8 protein-coding genes are annotated in these 20116 nt (G+C 58.8%); 2 read left to right on the top strand and 6 right to left on the bottom strand.

Going from position 1 to position 20116, the window contains the following annotated elements; genetic code table 11:
- Nucleotides 1-8 precede the first annotated feature (8 nt).
- Nucleotides 9-965, bottom strand: coding sequence for a phytanoyl-CoA dioxygenase family protein (locus tag AC13Q5_RS11300; protein WP_488501705.1), 957 nt, complete (start codon nucleotides 963-965; stop codon nucleotides 9-11).
- Between the two features lie 476 nt (nucleotides 966-1441).
- Here AC13Q5_RS11300 and AC13Q5_RS11295 point away from each other — a divergent pair, with 476 nt between their 5' ends.
- Both AC13Q5_RS11295 and AC13Q5_RS11290 read left to right on the top strand, forming a co-directional pair.
- A complete protein-coding gene (locus tag AC13Q5_RS11295; RefSeq protein WP_488501704.1) occupies nucleotides 1442-2359 on the top strand; it encodes a DUF1003 domain-containing protein in 918 nt (305 codons plus the stop codon).
- Nucleotides 2360-2779: 420 nt separating this feature from the next.
- Nucleotides 2780-2974 carry a hypothetical protein gene (locus AC13Q5_RS11290; RefSeq protein WP_488501703.1) on the top strand — a complete coding sequence of 65 codons (195 nt, stop codon included), beginning with the start codon at nucleotides 2780-2782 and terminating at the stop codon, nucleotides 2972-2974.
- A gap of 156 nt (nucleotides 2975-3130) precedes the next feature.
- Here the strand turns inward: AC13Q5_RS11290 and AC13Q5_RS11285 are convergent, their stop codons facing one another.
- The 5 genes from AC13Q5_RS11285 to AC13Q5_RS11265 all read right to left on the bottom strand — a co-directional run bounded on the left by AC13Q5_RS11285 (nucleotide 3131) and on the right by AC13Q5_RS11265 (nucleotide 20062).
- Nucleotides 3131-4960 (bottom strand): tetratricopeptide repeat protein, encoded by a 1830-nt coding sequence (locus AC13Q5_RS11285; RefSeq protein WP_488501702.1) that lies wholly within the window; start codon nucleotides 4958-4960, stop codon nucleotides 3131-3133.
- A gap of 198 nt (nucleotides 4961-5158) precedes the next feature.
- Nucleotides 5159-6175, bottom strand: coding sequence for a hypothetical protein (locus AC13Q5_RS11280; protein WP_488501701.1), 1017 nt, complete (start codon nucleotides 6173-6175; stop codon nucleotides 5159-5161).
- Nucleotides 6176-6346: 171 nt separating this feature from the next.
- The gene (locus AC13Q5_RS11275; RefSeq protein ID WP_488501700.1) at nucleotides 6347-6784 is read right to left on the bottom strand and encodes a hypothetical protein; all 438 of its coding nucleotides are present in this window, start codon (nucleotides 6782-6784) and stop codon (nucleotides 6347-6349) included.
- A 7-nt stretch (nucleotides 6785-6791) separates the two neighbouring features.
- Nucleotides 6792-7259: a hypothetical protein gene (locus AC13Q5_RS11270; protein ID WP_488501699.1), complete on the bottom strand. Its 468-nt coding sequence runs from the start codon at nucleotides 7257-7259 to the stop codon at nucleotides 6792-6794.
- A gap of 29 nt (nucleotides 7260-7288) precedes the next feature.
- Complete coding sequence (locus tag AC13Q5_RS11265; protein WP_488501698.1) at nucleotides 7289-20062, bottom strand: two-partner secretion domain-containing protein; 12774 nt, start codon at nucleotides 20060-20062, stop codon at nucleotides 7289-7291.
- Between the last annotated feature and the right edge of the window lie 54 nt (nucleotides 20063-20116).

The raw sequence follows: 20116 nt of genomic DNA, 5'->3' as shown, positions 1-20116 counted from the left end.
GACCTGTTCTAGCGCAGCACGGGTTCGCCGTGGAAGCGGCGGCGCGAAGGCTTGGAGACGCCAAAACCCACCTCCATCATCAGCCGCGGCTTCTGCGTCGGCACCGTGCCCATATGGAAGCCGAATGGGTCTTCGACGAAGCCGGAGCCGGCCTTGCCAGTCAGCGTCAGCGCATTCGCCTGCCCGTAATAATCGAGCACCTCGTTTGCCGGATGCCCGACAAGCATGGTCAACTGGTGCCGGACCCGGCGCCGCTTGTGGCTTCCCTTGATGAAGACGTGCGGTCCCGTACCATCATCCACATCCACAAGATTGAAGAAGAACTTCAACATGCGCCAGTCGTCGAGATCGAAGTGATATTTATCGAGCGAGGCGAGGCTTCTGTCAGCTTCGGATGCCTGGGTCGGAAAGCTCCACCAAATCCGCGTTGTGATGACCTTGGCCTGGCCGCCGAGATATTGGCGGGCGACGTCGATCAGTAGCGGATCGCGCTGGACCGCCATAACGGCCTCGCAATCGAGCGAGCGCTCGAAAAAGTGCCCGCTCAGAATCGGCCGGCCGAAACGAGCCTCCGCCTGCCGATGCTCGCTTGCGACGAATTCGAGCTGCCGGTTGAAATTGCCGTAGCAGCCGGTCTCCCGCGCGAATTCGGCAATTTCCTGATGAACGTGAGCCGGAAGCATCAGGTTGGGATAGATTCCATCCGTCCGCAAGGCGTTGACGACGGCGCTACGCTCGACGCCTGCAAACATCGAGGAGCCGGAAACTGGAAGCCTGACGGCCTGCTTAGTCGCAAACCAATGCATCCGTCGAAACGGCAGGGTTCGAGCCAACAGAAACATAGGCAACCAGGCCGGATTCTCTTTGAGATCGGTCAGGTAGGTCGGTATCCTAACAGCCATACGCTTGAAGCGGCTACCCTGCCGGGCGACGGACTCCAAGTCTCTTGCCGGGGGATTGTGCATAGCTATCCTTTCCACACATGTGCAAAACCCATGGCAACAGGCCCAACTCCTGTTGATGCGATATAATCCGTTGAAACTTCAATATTTATTCGCAACAGCGAATGTCTGCTGCATCGCGGCAAATAGAGGTCCGGCGAACTTGGTCAAGAGGATGAAAAGTCAAAACCTGATTGAATCGGTAGAAATTCCCACAGAAACACGCAAGGCTTTTGAAAACATTTGCGAAATCGCCCGGAGCGGTTGTCTTTCGGACCGGACGGTCAAAATCGGCGTGGGGATTGCCGAAAGCGCACATTTCGTTTGCCGTTGCTTAGGATAATGGCGCTAGAAATTTGATCAGAGCGGATGGAGGAGTAAAGTTGCGGATCAGCGACAGCGGCTTATGCCAGCCACATTTTTCGCTGTCTTCCAACAGTCATATTCCTGTTCGCATTATTGGCTAAATGAGCGAGAAAACGTCAAAGAAGGCCCCTTAGATGACAGAAACGAAGAGCTTTGAGCCGGCGGAAGGCATTGTCGATTTCGACGCGGGCGAGGGTGAGAGCCCGACCGTGGTGGAGATGGACGATTATACCAAGAGCCTTGCCCAGGCGAAGGCCAAATCCGTCAAGCTGATCGATGCCATCACCGGCCAGGTGCTGAAGAAAAAAGATGCCGTCCACGTCGACGACCTCCGCCCCTCGCTGGCGGATTTCATGCGGCTGAAGCATCCGGAACTTCGCGCCGACGACTATATCAGCCGCAAAGTCATGGACGACTATCGCGCCCAATATATTGCCGAGCTGCTGACAGTGGAGCGCGGCGAGCTTTCCAACCTCGAGGACGAGGTCGTCGAAAGCCTGAAGACACATGATACGCTGGCCGAAAACATCGAAGAGGATTACGAGGACCACCGGTCGATCGGCGACCGCATGGCAGATGGCGTCGCGTCCTTCGGCGGCAGCTGGACCTTCATCATCTCTTTCTGTCTGTTTCTCGCCGTCTGGATGGCCGTCAACATCGTCGTGGGCGAGAAGGAGGCCTTCGATGCCTATCCGTTCATTCTCCTCAATCTCGTCCTGTCGACGATCGCCGCACTGCAAGCGCCGGTAATCATGATGAGCCAGCGCCGCCAGGAAGAGAAGGATCGCCTGCGCGCCCTCAATGACTACAAGGTCAACCTGAAGGCCGAACTGGAAATCCGGCACCTGCACGAAAAGGTCGACCACCTCCTCAATCGCCAATGGGAGCGCCTGACCGAAATCCAGCAGATCCAGATCGAGATGATGCTGGAACAGGCCAAGGCCGCGACACGGGCGATCAAGGCCAACAAGGCTACAAAGGTAAAGACCAGTGCGCTGAAGAGCCTCTTCACCAAGGTCAAGGATCCCGATCCGGACGATTCCGTCAACTGACCGTGGACAAGCGGGCGGCTCTTGCCCGGCGCCCCGCATAGATGGCTATTGCTCGCTTGCACCCTTCGCACCGTCCCTTGGCTGCCGCTCACGAGCGCTCCCCTTGCCTGTGCGCTGCTCCTTCCCTCGGTCGATCTGCCTGAGGCCGGTTTGCGAACGGGACCGGCACGCACAAGAGATAAAGCGAAGTTCCGAGCACCCAGACCAATCCGGGAAAGACATGCCTTGAGGAGAAATAGATCTCGCTGATCGCCAATGGCGTGATCGTTGAGGCCATGCTCGTCAGGCTGGTCAGCACGCCCTGCAAGCGCCCATGTTTGCCATAACTTAAGCAGGAGGGAAATGTCGCTGCCCGGACGCCCGCCCCACAAGCGACTTGTGACCCGTCCCAGGTCGGCCCATATAGTTAAGAGAACTCCAATGCAGCCATCACCACACGACGATGAAACTTGGACCGTTGCCAATGCAAAGGCCAAATTTTCCGACGTGAAGCCGGCCATCATTCCGATCAAAGACCAGCCGCCGTTCCGATTTGATGCCGCCAAAGAGAAGGCTGACCATGAGACATTTGCGACGAATGCTGCGGCTGGCGGCAAGCGGAACCAGCTCGCGTGAGATTGCCGTCGTGTTGGGAATTGCGCGTAGCACAGTGCAGGATAATCTGCAGCGCGCAGCGGCGGTCAAAAGGCGATCAGTCAGGCGTTGGCACGGTTCTCGCGCACTGGAACAGATCATTATTGATCAGTTCAGTTCAGTTCAGATCAAATCCCATTACATTGCACAACGACCGTTTGAACCAAGTGACAGATCGATCTTGTGCAGCCGTGAGACGAGATCTGCTCCAGCGAAAGGCAATTTACTGGCAGAAATCAGCTCAGCGCAGGCCTCTCGCAACAGCGCAAATTTTTGATCGCCAATTTCGCGGTCGGCCATTGTCTCAAGCAAGAGAGCCAGATTGGCGTGAAGGGAGGAGTCCTCCGGCACATTCTTGATCGCAGTATTGTAGTTCTCAACAGCATCATTCAACCTGCCCAACTGCAGCAGCAAATCAGATAGTTCGACGTAAGGTCTCGCCGACATTGGTGCGAGAAGGATGACCTCGCGCAATTCCTTGATCGCTTCGTCCACATTACCATGGTCGCGCAGGGCAATTGCGAGATCTTCGTGATAACTAGAGAAGGTTGGCTGTAGCCTCACGGTTTCGCGAAACGCAGCGATAGCATCTTCAAGCTTACCCTGCTGCAAATAAGCTTTGGCAAGCGTGTCATGGTCGTCAGCACTGTCGGGGCTGCGAGCAATGTCGGCTTTGATACGAGCGATATCCTCAGCGTTTGCGGCATCTGCCTCGGCAATGCGCCCTGTCGCGCGCAATGCCTTCTGTAATCCGTCTTTGGCCGACGTATCGGCGGGATCCTGCGCAATCGCGAGCCGATATTCACTAATAGCTTCGCTGGATCTGCCCTGAGCCTGGTAGATATCGGCCACGTTTCGATGATAGGCATGATGCTTCGGATGCAGCCTCGTCGCGGCCTCGTATTGAACTAGCGCCTCATTCCATTTTTTCTCACCCTCATAGAGACTGGCGAGGAAAAAGTGCGGCTCATAGGCGTTCGGAAACGCTGATATCGCGTCAAAGTAAGCTCGTGCAGCGTCCTCATATTTTCTGGCGGATTTGAGTTTAACACCCAGCCGAATTCGGGCATCCAGATCTCCAGGAGCGAGGCGAATTGCTTCGCGGTAATGTGCGATGGCCTCAGCGTCCGCGCTGGGTGATCCCCTCGAGTTATCGGCGATGCCGAGATGGGCGATGACGTTGTTGCCGTCAAGGCGAAGTGCTTCGCGATATTCTGCCAGCGTTTCCTTTGTGGCATCGGAAACGCTCAGCGACAAATGGCGGGCCAGTGTGAGATGTGCCGCCACATTCTCCGGATCAACGCGAACCCATTCACGATAGGCGATATCCTCATAATCGATATGACTTGGGAGCCCAAGGCGAGCGTTCCGGAGCGCTGGATTTTGCACGATCGCGTGCGTCGGATCGGTATCGATGGCGGTCTTCAATTCGGAGACGGCGTCCTCCGTCTTGCCCAGGGTCGCCAGTATTAACCAAAGATACCAATGGGCCTGCGAGGCCTTCGGATCGAGTTGGACCGCCTGACGCATCTCAGGCTCGGCCTTTTCGAACTTGGCCTGAAGCATATAAACGGACCCTAGCCAAATATGCGGCTGGGCCGATCCAGGCGTCAGCAGCATCGCCTGCTGAGCCTGGGCGATGGCGTCTTCATATTTTTTCTGAATGAGCAGGACGGAGAATATCTTTTCCCGCAGAGCGACCGATGACGGATCTTCCCGCAGCGCAGCCCGGTAAGTGGCGAGCGCGTCGTTCCATTTGAGTTGATGCGCCAGCTGATCACCTTGGGTGAGGAGCTGCGTGTTCTTGTCCGAAGGTGCAAGGGGCAATGGCTCCGCACCTCGCTTGGCCTCGCCTCCAGTCGTCTCGCTGAATTGTACTTTCATGAAAAGCGAATCGGCTGAGATATTCAAATTGGCAGAGGGAGCTGCAATCGACGCCGAAGCGACGCCAACGAAAAACAATGACAACGAGATTTTCTGGAGAGGGTGCATAATTGTAGCCATGACGAAACGCTTAACGTCCTGAAAGTGCTGACAGGCCTGGGATCACACTACACCAAACCTCGCATGGATTTGGATCATGTGAGTGCCGCGACGTCCTTGTTTCGGGTGAGGGTATGCGTTCTTCAAGCTCGTCATAGGGTCCCAGAATAAGTGATGGCGGGATCAACGCGTGATATCGAGGCGCTCGATGTCGGCGGCGGCGATTCCATATTTGGATTCGCCGTCTGTGCGCAAATAATAGCGAAGCTCCTCAATGTAAAACCCCCGGTCTTTCGAATCGGAGGTCTCGCATTGCAGCGGCCAGGCGCGGCCCATAAGAGACGGATGGACAATGCTGGCATCGATTGGTTGCCCAATCTTGCAGGAGGTTTTCCACGCGCCACCCCTTGCTCTCACTCCTCCTGATGTCTCAATCTCGAACGAAAAGGAGGCTCCAGCAGTCCATGTCGAAGCGTCCAGCGCGACTGCTGTTGTGGTCGTTATCCTCTGGTCTCCCGAAGGCGCGGTATATCCCCGCGTGTTATCCCGTGATTTCAACTGTACCAGCCCCATCAATTCGCGATCCATGGTGAAATTCATGTGGTCTTCCCGAACACGGGTCGTCCCATCCTTGTGCGGCTTGATCGTAAAAGTGGTTTCTCGGCCCGGCTTGGCGCCGTCTTTCGCTTTCATCGTGATTCTGGCTTCTGATACGACAGTGGCGTCGGGCAGGATCGACCGTAGCTTTTCGGCGGCAGCCTGGACACTTGCAGGGATGGAAACCTCATCCAATTCCGGACCGTCGCGATAGCCTGGTTTGCGGATCTCCTCGGTGATCGACTGAAACGATACGTGCGCCTGGTTGGAAATCGTGTCGTCGGGATGTTTGGCGCATCCTTCGAACGAGCGCCGATGGAGCTCTTTGATTTCCGTCTGGCCAAATTCATTTCGGAAAATATTGGAGCCGGACATGACCGACATTTCGACTATAACGGAACCCCACTTGATCACCGCCTCGTTGCTATCGCGCATCGCGTCCACGAGGATCTGGCACTTGGACTGAGGCGTCATCGTGGCAAGGAGCGCTTTCGTGGATTCGTCGAGCGGTTCCGCCAACGGTCGGTTCGCTGCGTTCGTGCTCTCGCACGTCGTCGCAAAAGCCATTGCGGCGAGAATTCCAAATGAGACTAGTCTTGCCATTCGCACACTGTCCTTGTTTTCTTGTCGCAACTAACTGATGAAGTCGATCCGAAGTTGACGAAGTGATCCACGACCAGGGACCTGAATTTGTGCTGGAACAGCGCATCGCTGTGCGTCCAGCATCGCTACGTCGGAAGGGTTGAGGCATGGCAAGCAGGACAGTGGGGGCAACTACATCCTATTCGCCCGCCCCAGCCTCTCGATACCCGAGCGAGCCCAAGATACTGCATTGTCACTATGTACTTTCTCGCCCGATTGTGGATCAACGAGCAAACCACCTGTTAAGGACGCAAGCGTGCTGGCCGCAGCAAAAGCGGCGATCAACTCCCTGAACTGATTATGAAGCGCGCAAAAGAGGACTGATTGATCCGCTTTTCCATTCTCACAGACTTCAACCAACTCCTCCTCTGAGGCCGGAGTAAAATAATACTCAAAGCCAGCCGTGAATCCGTCTACTTTAACCGGAAGAAAGCCAGTCATTGCGCGAGGATCGAAATCTTGGGAAAGTTCGATCGGAAATGAAAATGACGCTTGGTCTACCCGTGCCTGCCAAGCTGCGGGTGTCGGCATTTCAATGTCACGTAGATAGACAATAAGATCGTAACTCATCGTCACCTCAACGAAGCCAAAAAGGCTCGCCGTCTAAGGCGTCATATTCAGTCAATGACCTACGGTCGTCTCGCATGAATCCCGGTAGGTCAGATATGATGGTCTTCACCGGCCTATAGGCGTGGAAGTCCCGTTCATAAGATCTTGCTGAGGCGCATGCTTTTGCAAAATTGTCAAAATACACGACAAACACGTCGGCCAACGTCGCCTGATTTGGGTTTAGCCAGCTTTTCTCTTGGTTGCCGACCAAGTTTGGGTCCCATGCCACACCTGAACCGGCCGGCACGAGTTTGAAAATCTCTAGCGCGCGCTCCATCAAAGTGATTGAGAGATCAATATCTTCAAGCGCGATGTAGCGACGATATAAGCGATCGGTTAGCAAGGTCCAGTTTTGTTCTGAATGGGCCGATTCGACGTACGTCTTTAAACAGTCGAAAAACAGTGACACATCAGAAACTGGGCCAAGCTCATACATTGAGTGGCCCCCATGAAAGCCAACTTTTCTCATTTGAACAATATAGCTCCGGCGTTAATTATACCGTTGGTTTTTTGCACAATGCCCTGGATGATTGCTGATTTTTGGGCGTCTGTCACTGTTTGGCCGCGGGTATCAATTACCAGTTGCTGCTGCATCCCAGACGGCAGATTTACCGAGCGCTGAATTGCCTGTTTGGAAACATTATTGATAAGGCCATCGGAATTTGTGGCGATACTGTAATTCTTCACCTCAAAGGCGGCGCTACCATCGTTGGCAATGAAGTCTGGCCGAACGCTACCGGACGTTCCGTAAGGAACCTCCTGACCATTGATATAGCTAACCTGCGGCGTGTAACCCTCTCCTAGATCATCACCAACATCCAGTTCCGATTGACGCGGTGTTGGCCGAATTGTTGGGCCGCCCTTGAGGTCGCCGTAGGGACCTACGTCCTCCTCGATAGAGCCCTGCATCCCCTTTCCAATTGGCCCGTACATTTGTAGAATGCGGTCTGCCTCACTTTCTGATTCCTCCTCCTCGCCTGCGGCTTGCCCCATCTGAGTGACAAGGATCTTGTCTTCCTCGGTGGTAACAACAAGCTTTGATCCGGGGCCGACGATGCCAAGAATCTTTTGTGCAAGATCGGACGAAATTGCGCCGTATGCAGGGTCCACACCCGAGCAAGCGGTGCCGGCGCCTTGCTGCGCACAACCGATCAGCGCTGCACGTAGCCGCGGGTCCTTCAGGTTTAAAAGGACGTTGCGCGCCGTTTGGCCGTCGCCCGACGACATCTGTCGATCGGCGACCATTTTGTCGAGTGCGTCACCAATTGCCTGCAGGACGGTCTTGCCGGCACTAACCGCTGCACTAAGGCTCTGGACCGAGACATAAGGTTCGAGATCGATATGCTTGTCCTTAGTGACAACATTCTGCTTGCTGGGATCGGTATTGATCTGATCCAGCGGCTGGGTGGCGCCACTCTGCTCAATCGAGGCTTGCTGGTCGGCATTGCGGACGGTAATGTTCCCCGCCGCGCCACTGCCACTAATCGTCGCCTTGACCGACTGCTGGACGTCATCGAGCTGGTATTTGCCGCTGGCACTGGAATTGTTCTTGTTCTGGCCATTGGCGTCAGTGCCGGAATAAAGGTCGATGTTGGCATTGACCTCATAGCCCTGGTATTTCTGCGTGCCGATGAAGTCGGACCAGGTCAGCGTGCCAGTGTCGAGATTAACCTGGCCATCGGTGGAGACCAGGCCGGATGCAGCAAGATTGGTGTTGCCGCCGACGGTGATATTCTGGTCGCCGGTGGAATAAAGACCGGCGGGCGTGTCGATCCAGTTGGTCGAGCCCTTGCCGGAGCCGAAGCCCGGCTGCACGCCGCCCAGCGTCAGACCACCAAGCGCCGTGCCGACATTGCCTGATGTCAGCAGATCCTGTCCGGGAGTACTGCCGATCGTCGGGCCGGTAAACGAGAAGCCGAGCGAGGATGAGCTGTTCGACTGGCTGCCGGTGCTCGGCGTCGAGACTATGTTGAGGTTGCCGCCCACTTTGCCGTTGATCGTATCGGCAGAGAAGACGGTGTTGTTGAGCGTTGTGTCGCCCTTGGATACGAAGGTGATGTTATTCGTGCCGCTGACCGTGGAGATCACCTGCGTCGACGACGAGCTTGACGATTTAGACTGGCCGGCCGAGACGCTCGCCGTCGGCGTGATGCCGGTTGCGCCGCCCATGCCGACGCCAACCGACACACCGATGCTGGCGCCGGCCGACTGGCTGCTTGACGACGCATTGGATGTCGCCTGGGCGCCGGCCATATCGATATTGTTGGCGGAGATCAGCACGCTGCCGTTCATTGGGTCGTCGGTATGATCCGGGTTGGCAGTCGCAGAAATCTGAAGGCCCCTGCTGACGAAATCACCATTCGTGGTGATATCGACCGAGCTGCCCGCGATCGTCGGCAGCACCGGTGTCGAGGTCGAAACCGAAGTCTCGTTCTTCGAGTAGGTAAAGCCGGCAGTCAGGGAGACAGAGGCAAGATTGCCGGCATTGACGCTATCCTTGAGATTGGAGAGCGCATCGTAAGCCTGCATGCCGGCGAAGGCGACGTTGGCAGCCGAATAGCCATCCGTGACCTTGCCGAGTTTGGAGGCGAGGTTCTCGATGCTCTGGCCGGCGCCGACGAAGCTTGAGGAGACGCCGACACTGACGCCAGCAAAGAAGCTTGTCGCCACCTCATCGAAATTGGTGATGTCATTCCCCGAGAGGATGTTGACGCCGTTCTGTCCAAAGATGCTGACACCACCACCTGCGGCGATCTGCCCGGCTTGATCATTGAAGGTTTTACCGGCGGTCAGGTTGATGTCTCCGCCCGCCTTGATGGTGGACACCGCATTGGTATCGGCACTCTGGTTGACTTGATCGGTAAAGCGCCCGACGCCGATGCCGATCGAGGCGCCGCCGCCGTTGGTCGAGACCTGGATACCAAAGCCAGAACGCTTGTCGCTCTTCGAGGATTGGTCGCTCTCATGACCCGGCAAGATATTGATATCGCCGGTTGCGTTGCCCGTAACATTACCATTGGTCGCGGCGATCGAAGAGCCGATAATGTTGAGGTCGCTCTTAGTGGCGTTGAGGGTGATGTTGCCATTGGCGGCAGACAGCGTCGAGCCGATATTATCGCTCGAACTTTCGCTGATCGTCTTGTCATGGCTGCCATAGATCGAGATAAACCCGCCACCGGAGCCGACGCCGATGCCGGACTTTTTGGTCTGCTTGTCGCTCTCGTGCTCTTCTTCCGCCCCCATGACGGTGACGGTGGAGCCGGAGAGGCTGAGATTGTTGCCTGCAGCCATGTTGGAACCGGAGACGACGGCCTCACCGCCAGCGTTGACGGTGATATTGCCAGACGCGGCGATGGACGAGCCGACGGTATTCTCGTCGTAGGAATGGGTATGGGTCTTCGACGATGAGAGGAAGCCGCTCGACTTGCTGTCGGAGGTGGTTTCCTTCGTGTCCTTGCCGGAGGCGATGACAATGTTGCCAGCGGCATTGATATTGGCGTTCGCCGTATGGGTCGCATCGCCAGCCGTGACATCAGAGGCCGAGATCGTGACGTTGCCACCGCTGGAGGCGATATCGACACCGGTCTGGCCAGAAATCGACGAACCGTTCGCAGTGGTCGTCGCTTCACTTGCCTTCTTAGAGCCGGACTTGCTGGACGAGGAAGCGCTATCGGTTGCTTCACCAATGGTGATGTCACCCTTGGCGGTGAGGTTGGCAGCACCGCCTTTGGCATCGACATCGGAGCCGATGACGCTGATGTTGCCCGTATCGGCCTGGACGGTGACGTTGCCATTCTGCGAGGTAATCGAGGACGCGTTGCTGGTAACGGCGGCCGACGACGACTGGCTACCCTGGTAGCCGTTGGATGTGCCGGGTTTGGTTTTTGACTGGCTTGCCGTCTGATCCTCAGACGCCGTGATCGCGATATTGCCGTTCGTCGAAGCCAGGGTGAGATTACCGCCGGCCGTGAGAGACGAACCGCCGATCAGAATACCCTGATTGCCGGATATGAGAGTGGTGCCGCCTGATGTGAGCGACGAACCCTGCTGCGTCTGACTGGTGGTCTTGACGGTTGTGCCGCGACTGATATCGACGGTGGTGTTCTGGACGCCGGCGGAGATGATGTTGACGGTGCCACTGGCGGAGGCGACGGATAGGTCGCCGCCGACCTTGGCGGAGCTGGCGATGATGTTGACGCCGTTCGTGCCGGCAATGCTCAGATTGCCGCCAGTCGTCACCGTGGTCCCGACAAGCGTCTGAACCCCGCCATTGTCTTGCTTGACGGCGCCGATCGTGACGGTCTGACCGGAGAGTTGCGCGCTGCCGCCAGCGGCGACCTTCGTCCCGCTCAGCGTCAGGCTGCCCGCGCCGGCATCCATCTTCAGGTTTCCGCCGGCCGTGACACCGCCATTGGCAGCAACCATGGTCTGTCCGCCGATGTTCATGGTCTGGGCGGCGAGCGTGATGCCGTTTTCGGCATTGAGATTCATATTGCCGCCGGCGAGGAACGCCCCGCCATTGGCCTTGATGCTGCCCGCGTTGATGGTCATGCCGTCGACTGCGGCAATCGTGCCGGAATTGTCGACCGAGCCAGCATCAATGCTGACCGTGTTGCCGGCGATCATTGCCGCTGACGCGGTTTTGGCCCGGTCGGCGGCAGAGAGATAGACGACCGGCACCAGCACCGGCGCGCCATCGACGATCTCAGTCTGGTAGATCACCATCGACTGCGTCAGCGACGCGGCCTGCTGTGGCGTCAACGCCTGCCCGAGGCCAAGTCCGTTCGCCTCGGCATAGGCGACGCCGTTGTCGAGCAACGACTTCATCTGGTCGGTGGCGTTATCGCCGGGAACAAAGGATCCCGCGCCAAGGCCATTGCCCACCAGCTGCCGCATCTGTTCGTCTACGAGCTGATTGTCGAAATAGGCGTCGCCGAGGAAGGGAACCTTCGTCTCCGGCGTATAGCCAACTCGATCGATGAAATAACTCGACCCATAAAACTTGGAGACATCGAGGAAGGCAGCCCGCGTCTCGAACAGGAAGACCTGGCCTGGAACCGTGCCACCGACGCCGCCGGACTGCGGCTTGGCAAGTGAAGCGAGCTGCGCGCCATTCGTCTGCAGGATCTGAGTGAGATTGCCGCTATTGCCGATTGCGGCAGTGAGCTTGCCCATCAGGCTGTTCGGATTGACCGAAGCGCCGGCAACCGTCAGGGTGTTGCCGCCGATCGCAGTTCCGTTAGATGCAATCACACCGTTGTTGCTGACCGCAACACCGTTCGCCACAGCCAGGTTGCCGCCGTTGATCGAAGGACCACCGCTGGCCCGCAGATTGCTGCTGCCGATCGCCGGTCCCGAGCCGATCGTCGGACCGCTGCCTGTAAGCGACGGGCCGCTGCCCGCGTTGGCGCCGCCATTGGCTGTTACGTTTGAAAGTGCGGCGTTGACATTGAACAGGGCCCCGCCGGCCGTCATGCTGCCCAGCGCACCAAGCGGATTGTTCGCCGTCGCAGGAGCGTCAATCGCAACCTGACCGGCGATGGAACCATTGGACGCAACGTTGTTGACCGCGCCACCGCCGTTAATGGCGAGGCCTCCGCGTGCCTGGATAACGCCAGAGATCGCACCAATCGCGGCAACGCCGGTAACGGTCGTGCCGGGGTTCAGATCCTTCGAGGGGTCACGCGTGCCATTGGGGTTGGGTTCATAGGTCGTCGTGGTATTTTCGATGCAGGGTCTGTTGGGTCCGCTGCAGTTCAGTGTCGTCGTCTCAACCGTCTTGTCAGGATAATACTGGCACGGCGTCGAACTGCTGCAGGTTGCCTCGGTTATGCGATTGAGCGTGGCGCCGTCATTGGTGAGCGTGCCCGCGACGGTGAGCACCATGTTGCCGTCGGACTTGATCGAACTGTAGCCGTTCGTGAGGTTGGTGGCATTGATGGTCAAATCCCCACCGGCGCGAATTTGCGCGGAGGCGCCCGCGCCGCTGATCAACTGATCCTGGTCGACAATCTGGTGGACAAGGCTGGTGGTGGTGCCATCATCGTCGATGAGATCATAGGCATGCAGGATGTCGTCGGAGACCTGCACGTTGCGTTGGATTGCCGGTCCGGAGGTCGTGGTATTGGTCAACCCGTTGGTCAGGATCGACATGGTGCCGCCGGACTGAATGAGACCGGCGGAGTTGACGACGGCGCCGTTACGCTGGCCGCCACCAGGCCCTGCTATGGTAAGACCGTTGCCGGACAGGATAGCGCCCTGGTCGTTGATGAGCGTGCCGCCGACAAAGAGGTTGGCATTGTTGCCGGCAAAGACGAGACCGGACGGGCTGTTGTAGAAATCGCCTGATACGTTGAAGGTCAGATTGTTGCCGGCCGCCAATTGGCCGGTATTGCCGAGCGACGGCAGGTTCAGCGTCAGGTCATGGGCGGCGAGCAGCGAAGTGCCGGCCGTCGTCGTCAGGCCTGCGGCGGAGATGGCGATATCGCCGGAGCCACCGGCATTGGTGACGGTGCTGACCTGTGCATTGGAAAGATCAACACCGCCGGAGAGATTGAGGCTCAGGCCGCCGAAGACGAGATTGCTTCCCGAGAGATTGGCGGATGAAGCGTTGACGATCAGCGTGCCGCCCGCGGCAATCCCGCTGCCCCTGCTGCCCGAAAGATCCAGCGCCCCGGTATTAAGGGTCAGGCTGCCACCGACGCGGGTGGTGCTGGTATAAGCAATGGCGCCAGGGCTTGTGAGCGCGGCGTCGCCTAAGCTCTGCAGGCTGTTGTAGCCGATATTTTGCGTCGCCGTGGCCGAAAGATTGCCGCCCGAAAGCAGCGAGTTGGCGCTGATGCTGCCGTTTGAGGCAGCAAGCGTCATGGTGCCGGCGCGACGCAACATCAGGCTGCGGTTGCCTGATGCATTGGTGGCGGCAAAGTCGACGCCGGAGACCAGCGTATCGATCGAGATCGACCGGGCATTGAGATTGATATTGCCGGTCCCCAGCGATTGGCCGGTGAGCGTGATGGCGTTGCCGGCGGTCAGCGCCAGGTCGCCATGGGCAACGGCATTGGCGCCAATATTGTTCGCCGCATTGGCGGTGATGGTCCCTGCAGCAAGGAGGCTGTTGAACGAAACGTCGCCTGCCGTGGCTGTGAGCGTGAGATTACCGCTCTGGCCAAGAATAACGTTGCCGGCGCCCGATTGGTCCATCGCGGCAAAATCGACACCGGCTGCGATGACATTGCCGCTGACGGCAGATCCGGTCATCGAGACGTTGCTGGCGCCCAGGAGCTGGCCATTGATCCTGATGGCGCCAGGACTGGTGGCCGAACCGATCGAGACCGCTCCATGGCCGGTGATGTTGCCGCCCGTAAAGGCACTCGCGGCCACATTGAGGTTGCCTGCGACGATCAGCGTGCTGGCCGACGCACTTGCGGCGTTAATGGTCAGATCGCCGCTGGATCCGAGAGCGATGGCGCCGTTTGACGACCGCGCGGTGGCAGCGAAATCGACGCCGGTAACTGCCTGGCCGAGTTGGACGGTCGAACCGGAGAGCAGCACGTTGCCGGCGCCGAGGAACTGGCCCGAGACATTGACGCTGTTGCTGCCAGCAAGGGTAATGTCGCCATGTCCGGTCACAGCATTGGCGGTAATCGCGGTACCGCTGGCGTTGATATTGCCGGCCGACAGCATGGTCTGCGCGGTGATGCCGGTAGAGGCGGTCAGGTTCATCTCGCCAGCAGTTCCGAGCACTATACCGCCGCCACGGGCATTGGTGGCAGTAAAGTCGATGCCGGAGATCAGCGTCGGCGCGTTGATGTGACTGCCGCTAACCGTGAGATTGCCGGCAGCAATGATCTGGTTGCTGATATCGACATTGCCGTCAATGCCTGCGCTGCCATGAGCGGTGATGCTGTCGGCAATGAGATCCGTCGCATTCGCCGTGAATTCACCGGCCGAAAGGATCGTCCCAGCAGCAATATTGCCGGAGGCCGTAAGATTGGTGCTGCCAGACGACGCCAGCACGATAGTGCCGCCCGCGGCATTGGTGGCGGCAAAGTCGATGCCGGAGATCAGGGTTGGCGCGCTGATGCTGCCGCCATTGATGGTGAGGTCCCCGGCGGCAAGAATCTGGTTGCGAACGTCGACGTTGCCGACAATACCGACCTTGCCGTGGCTGGTGATGCTGCTTGCCTGGAGGTCCGCTGCTTTCGCGGTCACGTCGCCGGCCGACAGGATCGTGCCGGCCGTGGCATTGCCGGAGACGGTGAGGTCGATGGTGCCAGATGAGGCAAGGACGATGTTGCCGCCGCTCCCATTGGTGCCCGCGAAATCGACTCCGGAGATCAGGGCGCCGGCGCTGAGGCTATTTGCGTGGATCGTAAGATCACCGGCCGACAAAACCTGACCACTGACGTCAACGAGACCGCTGGCCTGAAGGCCGGTGTTGCCATGGCTGGTGATGTTGCTCGCTGTCAGATTCGTGGCCTGAGCGGCAAGATCGCCGGCGGAGAGCAGTGTGCTGACCGTGATATCGCCCGCAGAGCTCAGCGACAGATCACCACTTGATGTCTGGACAATATCGCCGTTGGCAGCAGCCGTTCCGGCAAAGTCGACACCGGAGACGATTGCGCCTGCTGCAATGCTCGAGCCTGAGACGCTGATGTCTCTACCGCCAAGGATCTGACCATTAACGGTGGTCGCCCCGGTGAGCGCGATATCCTTGTGGCCGATGACGGTATCGGCTGTAACGATACCAGCATTGGCATTGATGGCACCGGCCGCCTCGATCGTCGATGCGGAGAGCCCGCCGCTGAGCTGGGCTGTCAGGTCGCCAGTCTGGCCAAGAACGATATTGCCGCCTGCCCTACTGGTCGCGTCGAAGTCGATACCGGCGACGACAGATTGGGCCGACAGGCTCTGACCTGTGATCAGCACGTTGCCAGCGCCAAGGATCTGGCCGGCAACGCTGGTGGCACCATTGAGCATCATGTCGCCATGCGCTGTGACGGCATCCGCAGTCACGGTCGCACCGCTGGCCGAAAAACTGCCAGCCGAAAGCAATATGCCAGTCTTGATAGAACCCGTCGAAGCGAGCGTCAGATTGCCGCTCGTTGTCTGGACGATGCTCCCATTGGCGGCTGCCGTCGCGGCGAAATCGACGCCTGAGACGATAGCCCCAGTTTGGATGCTCGAGCCGGAGATGCCGATGTTGCCGCCACCGAGCAGCTGGTTGGCAACGGTCACGCCTCCGACGGACGTTCCGGAAAGCGTTACATCCTCGTGGCCAGTGATCGAAGCTGCTGCGACGGACGTGCCGCTGAGATCGATGGCACCCGCTGCCTGTATGGTCGACGCAGCTACGGCGCCATTGACATTCACGGTCAGATCACCGCGTTGACCAAGGGCGATATTGCCGCCGTCGGCATTGGTGGCATCGAAATCAATACCGGTAACGATCGTTTGGGCGGACAGGCTTTGGCCCGTGATCGAAACGTTGCCGGATCCGAGGATCTGGCCAGCAATGCTTACACCCGCGCTCGTGGTCGTTGCACCCGTGCCTTTAAGGGTAATATCACCATGCGCCGTGGCCGCATCAGCGGTCACAGTAAGGCCGTTGGCCGAGAGTGCACCGGCGGACAGCAATGTGCCTGCATCGATCGAACCCGTCGACACGAGCGTCAGGTCACCGCTTGCGGTCTGAACGATATTGCCATTTGCAGCGGCAGTTTTGGTAAAATCAACGCCGGAAACCACAGTTCCAACCTTGATGCCTGCACCCGAGATGGCGATGTTGCCGCCGCCCAGAACCTGACCACCAATCGTGGTCGCGCCGGAAAGGGTGATATCGCCGTGGCCTGTGATCGAACTTGCCGCGACGGACGCGCCGCTGACGTCAATGATGCCTGCGGCCTGCATGGTCGGCACCGCCACCGCGCCATTGACAGCCACGTTCAAATCGCCGGCCTGGCCAAGGACGATATTGCCGCCCGCAGCACTTGTCGCATCGAAGTCGATACCGGAGACGATGGTTTGAGCGGTCAGGCTCTGGCCGGTTATCGACACGTTGCCTGAGCCGAGGATCTGGTTTGTCACGTTGATTGCGCCGCCGAGCGTCATGTCACCATGGGCGGTCACGCTGTTCGCCGTGAGGGTCGAAGCGGTTGCACTAAGACTGCCGGCCGATATCAGCGTGCCGGCGCTGAGTGCGCCCGAAGCCGCAAGCGTAAGGTCACCGCTCCCGGCCAGCACGATATTGCCATTGGCGGCGGCAGTCCTCGTGAAGTCGACGCCTGAAACTATGGTCCCGGCACCGATACTGGAACCGGAGATCGCAACAATCCCGCCGCTCAGCACCTGATTGGTAACATTCACGCCGGCGTCCGCGCCGGAAAGGGTTATATCCTTGTGACCGGTGATCGAACCTGCCGCGACGGATGCGCCGCTCACATCGATGATACCCGCGGCCTGGATGGTTGGCGCCGTGACGGCGCCATTGACGGACACGTTCAAATCGCCAGCCTGACCAAGGACGATGTTGCCGCCAGCCGCATTTGTGCCGCCAAAATCAAGGCCGGCGACGATGGTCTGTGCAGACAGGCTCTGCCCGGTGATCGAGACGTTGCCGGAGCCAAGAATCTGGCCGCTGATATCTACGCGACCGCTTGCGGTCGTCGTGCTGATGATGCCGCCAAGCGTCATGTCGTGATGGGCCGAGATATTGCCGGCGGTGATCGCCGCACCGCTGGCATTGAGATCGCCGGCGGACAGCAAGGTGCCGACCTCGAGCTGGTCGGACGCAGTCAAGGACAGATTGCCAGTCCCAGCCGTGGTCTGGCTGAGTATGACGCCGCCACCAGAGGCATTGGTGGCGGCTATATCGACGCCAGAAACAACGGCGTCGGCTTTAATGTCGGAGCCGGAAACGCCGACATTGCCTGCACCGAGAACCTGGCCAGTCACATTGACGACACCACTTCCGGCCGTCGCACTGGTGGCGCCCGAAAGCGTGATGTCCTTGTGGCCGGTGATCGTATCGGCGGTGATGGTCTGGCCAGTGGCATTGATCGCGCCGGCTGCAAGCAAGGTCCCTGCCTGGACGGCGCCGGCGCTGTCATTGATCGTCAGATCGCCGCTACCCGCCAGTACGATATTGCCACCATTGGCTTTGGTAGCAGTAAAGTCGACGCCGGAGGCGAGTAGACCGGTGCTGACCCCATTGGCGTTGCCATTGATGGTGATATTGCCAGCGCTGAGCAATTGATTGGCGACATTGACGCCGCCGGTGATGCCGATCGCGCCATGGCTCGTGATGTTATTTGCCTGCAACAGGGCGGCCTGAGCCGTCAGGTCGCCTGCTGACAGAAGCTTGTCAGCAACAATATTGCCTGCCGTGGCGGTGAGCCCGAGCGTACCCGACGAGCCGAGAACAATACCGCCGCCGTTCGCGTCGGTAGCGGCAAAGTCGACACCGGCGGCAATGGCGCCGGCCTGAAGAGCAGAACCGGAGATCAGGACATTACTGGCAACCAAAACCTGGCCACTGACATCAACGCGGCCGCCTGCCGTATTGACCGTAAGCGCTCCATGGGAGGTGACGCCGCTCACCGTCAGCGATGCAGCTGAGATCGTCAGATCGTTGGCCGACTGAACGCTGCCCGCGGTCATATTGCCGGTCGCGGTCGTCTTGAGGCTTCCAGCCGACAAAAGATTGCCGGTGGCGATATTGCCGCCGGTCGCCGTCAGGCTCAGATCACCGGCTACCCCAAGCACCACATTGCCATTCGGATCAGCACTGGTAGCGGCGATGTTGATGCCTGAGATGACTTTGCCGGTGGAGATGGACCGGCCGGTAACATTGACATTGCCCTGTGCCTGCATATTGCCGGCAACGGCAATATCGAGAGCGGCATTCGAGGCGATGTTCTGGCCGCTCTGCAGCGAGGCGGCCGAGATCGAGCCGGCCGAAGCGGTCAGGTTGAGGTCGCCTGTGCTATTGGCAGCCCCTGCGATCGCGATATCGCCAGAGGTGGCGACAATGGTTGTTGCGCCATTGCCAGCGGTGACGCTGCCAGCAGCAATGCCGCCGCCTGAATTCATCTGCACGGTCGTACCGCTGTTGACATCACCCGACACGCTCAAGAGTCCGGTTCCGCTGGCAAGCATGATATCGCTGTCGGCAGCGATGGACTGCAGAGTGATGCCCTGATCGGCCTGGACGGCAACCTTCTGCCTTGAGGTAACCTTGGCAGCAGTGACCTTCTGTTTCGAAGTGATGGTCACCCCATCGCGACCAGACGCATTACCGATCGAGATCTTGCCGTCGGCCGACAGCGAGAGCTCGCCGGCATTGGCGGCCATGTCGCCGCTCATCTTGACGCCAGCGCCCTTTTCCGTGACGACGACCTTGATGCGGTCGGCCTGCATGGCGCCAAGTGCCGTGCCGTCGATGGCGTATTCCGGCGTGCCTGACGTTGCCGTCAGCGCTGTAGACTCTCCAGTCGCGTAGTTATACTGGCTGGCGCCGCCCGTCAGTCGGATGGTCTTGCCATACACTGGAGCATTCACATGGATCTGCCGCGAGACGACGTCGAAGAGATCGACTGCGCCGGGAGCGGTCGTGAGGTTCGTCCCCGCCCCTTCGAAGGTGACGTCGCCGCCATTGACGGTGAAGCCGGTCAGGCTTCCGTCGGCGCCGATATTGGGGACGCCTGTCGTCAGCGTGGCATGCGGCGTGTTGATGAAGCCGCAGCCGTCGCAGGTTATTCCATTCGGGTTCGCTACTATAACGTCTGCGCGGCCACCAAAGACTTCCATCTGACCGTTCAGCGCGGAACGATTGCCTGATGTGACTTCGTTGAGGATGACAGAAGCAGGGCCGGAGCCGTTGAGGTTCGGGTTGCCGGGTGTCGCGCCGCCCAAGTTCGACGTGCCGACTTCACCTTTGAAGTTGTTGAGGATGAGACCCTGCGTACCGACATTGAAATTGTCGTACTTGTTATGTGAGAGGCCGGCCCCGTTCGGCGTGACGATGTCGATCAGCGGGACGCCGTTCGGGGCAGCACCGACACTCGGCTGATTGGCAACGGGAGCCGATCCAGCGGCCGATACCGACTGGGCATTGGCCAGCATCGGCTGGAAAACAAGCAGGGCGCTCAGAAGCGTCGCAGACAGTTGACGCATGGCACTGCTCAGGTGTCTGACACTTACCTTGCCATTTTCGCCACTTGAAACACGTGCTGACGTCATGGTCATCGCCCTGTCCTGTTGAACGCTTTTTGCTCGCCGTGAGTTTTCGATCGA

It is taken from the genome of Martinezella sp. CNPSo 3964 (assembly GCF_057784375.1).
The sequence above is the reverse complement of the archived record's forward strand: the minus strand, read 5'-3'. Positions and strand labels throughout refer to the sequence as shown.

Bases quoted from the DNA above. Each gene is read 5' to 3' on its own strand.
- AC13Q5_RS11300 (WP_488501705.1), bottom strand. From the start codon at position 965: ATGCACAATCCCCCGGCAAGAGACTTGGAGTCCGTCGCCCGGCAGGGT.
- AC13Q5_RS11295 (WP_488501704.1), top strand. From the start codon at position 1,442: ATGACAGAAACGAAGAGCTTTGAGCCGGCGGAAGGCATTGTCGATTTC.
- AC13Q5_RS11290 (WP_488501703.1), top strand. From the start codon at position 2,780: ATGCAGCCATCACCACACGACGATGAAACTTGGACCGTTGCCAATGCA.
- AC13Q5_RS11280 (WP_488501701.1), bottom strand. From the start codon at position 6,175: ATGGCAAGACTAGTCTCATTTGGAATTCTCGCCGCAATGGCTTTTGCG.
- AC13Q5_RS11275 (WP_488501700.1), bottom strand. From the start codon at position 6,784: ATGAGTTACGATCTTATTGTCTATCTACGTGACATTGAAATGCCGACA.
- AC13Q5_RS11270 (WP_488501699.1), bottom strand. From the start codon at position 7,259: ATGTATGAGCTTGGCCCAGTTTCTGATGTGTCACTGTTTTTCGACTGT.
- AC13Q5_RS11265 (WP_488501698.1), bottom strand. From the start codon at position 20,062: ATGACGTCAGCACGTGTTTCAAGTGGCGAAAATGGCAAGGTAAGTGTC.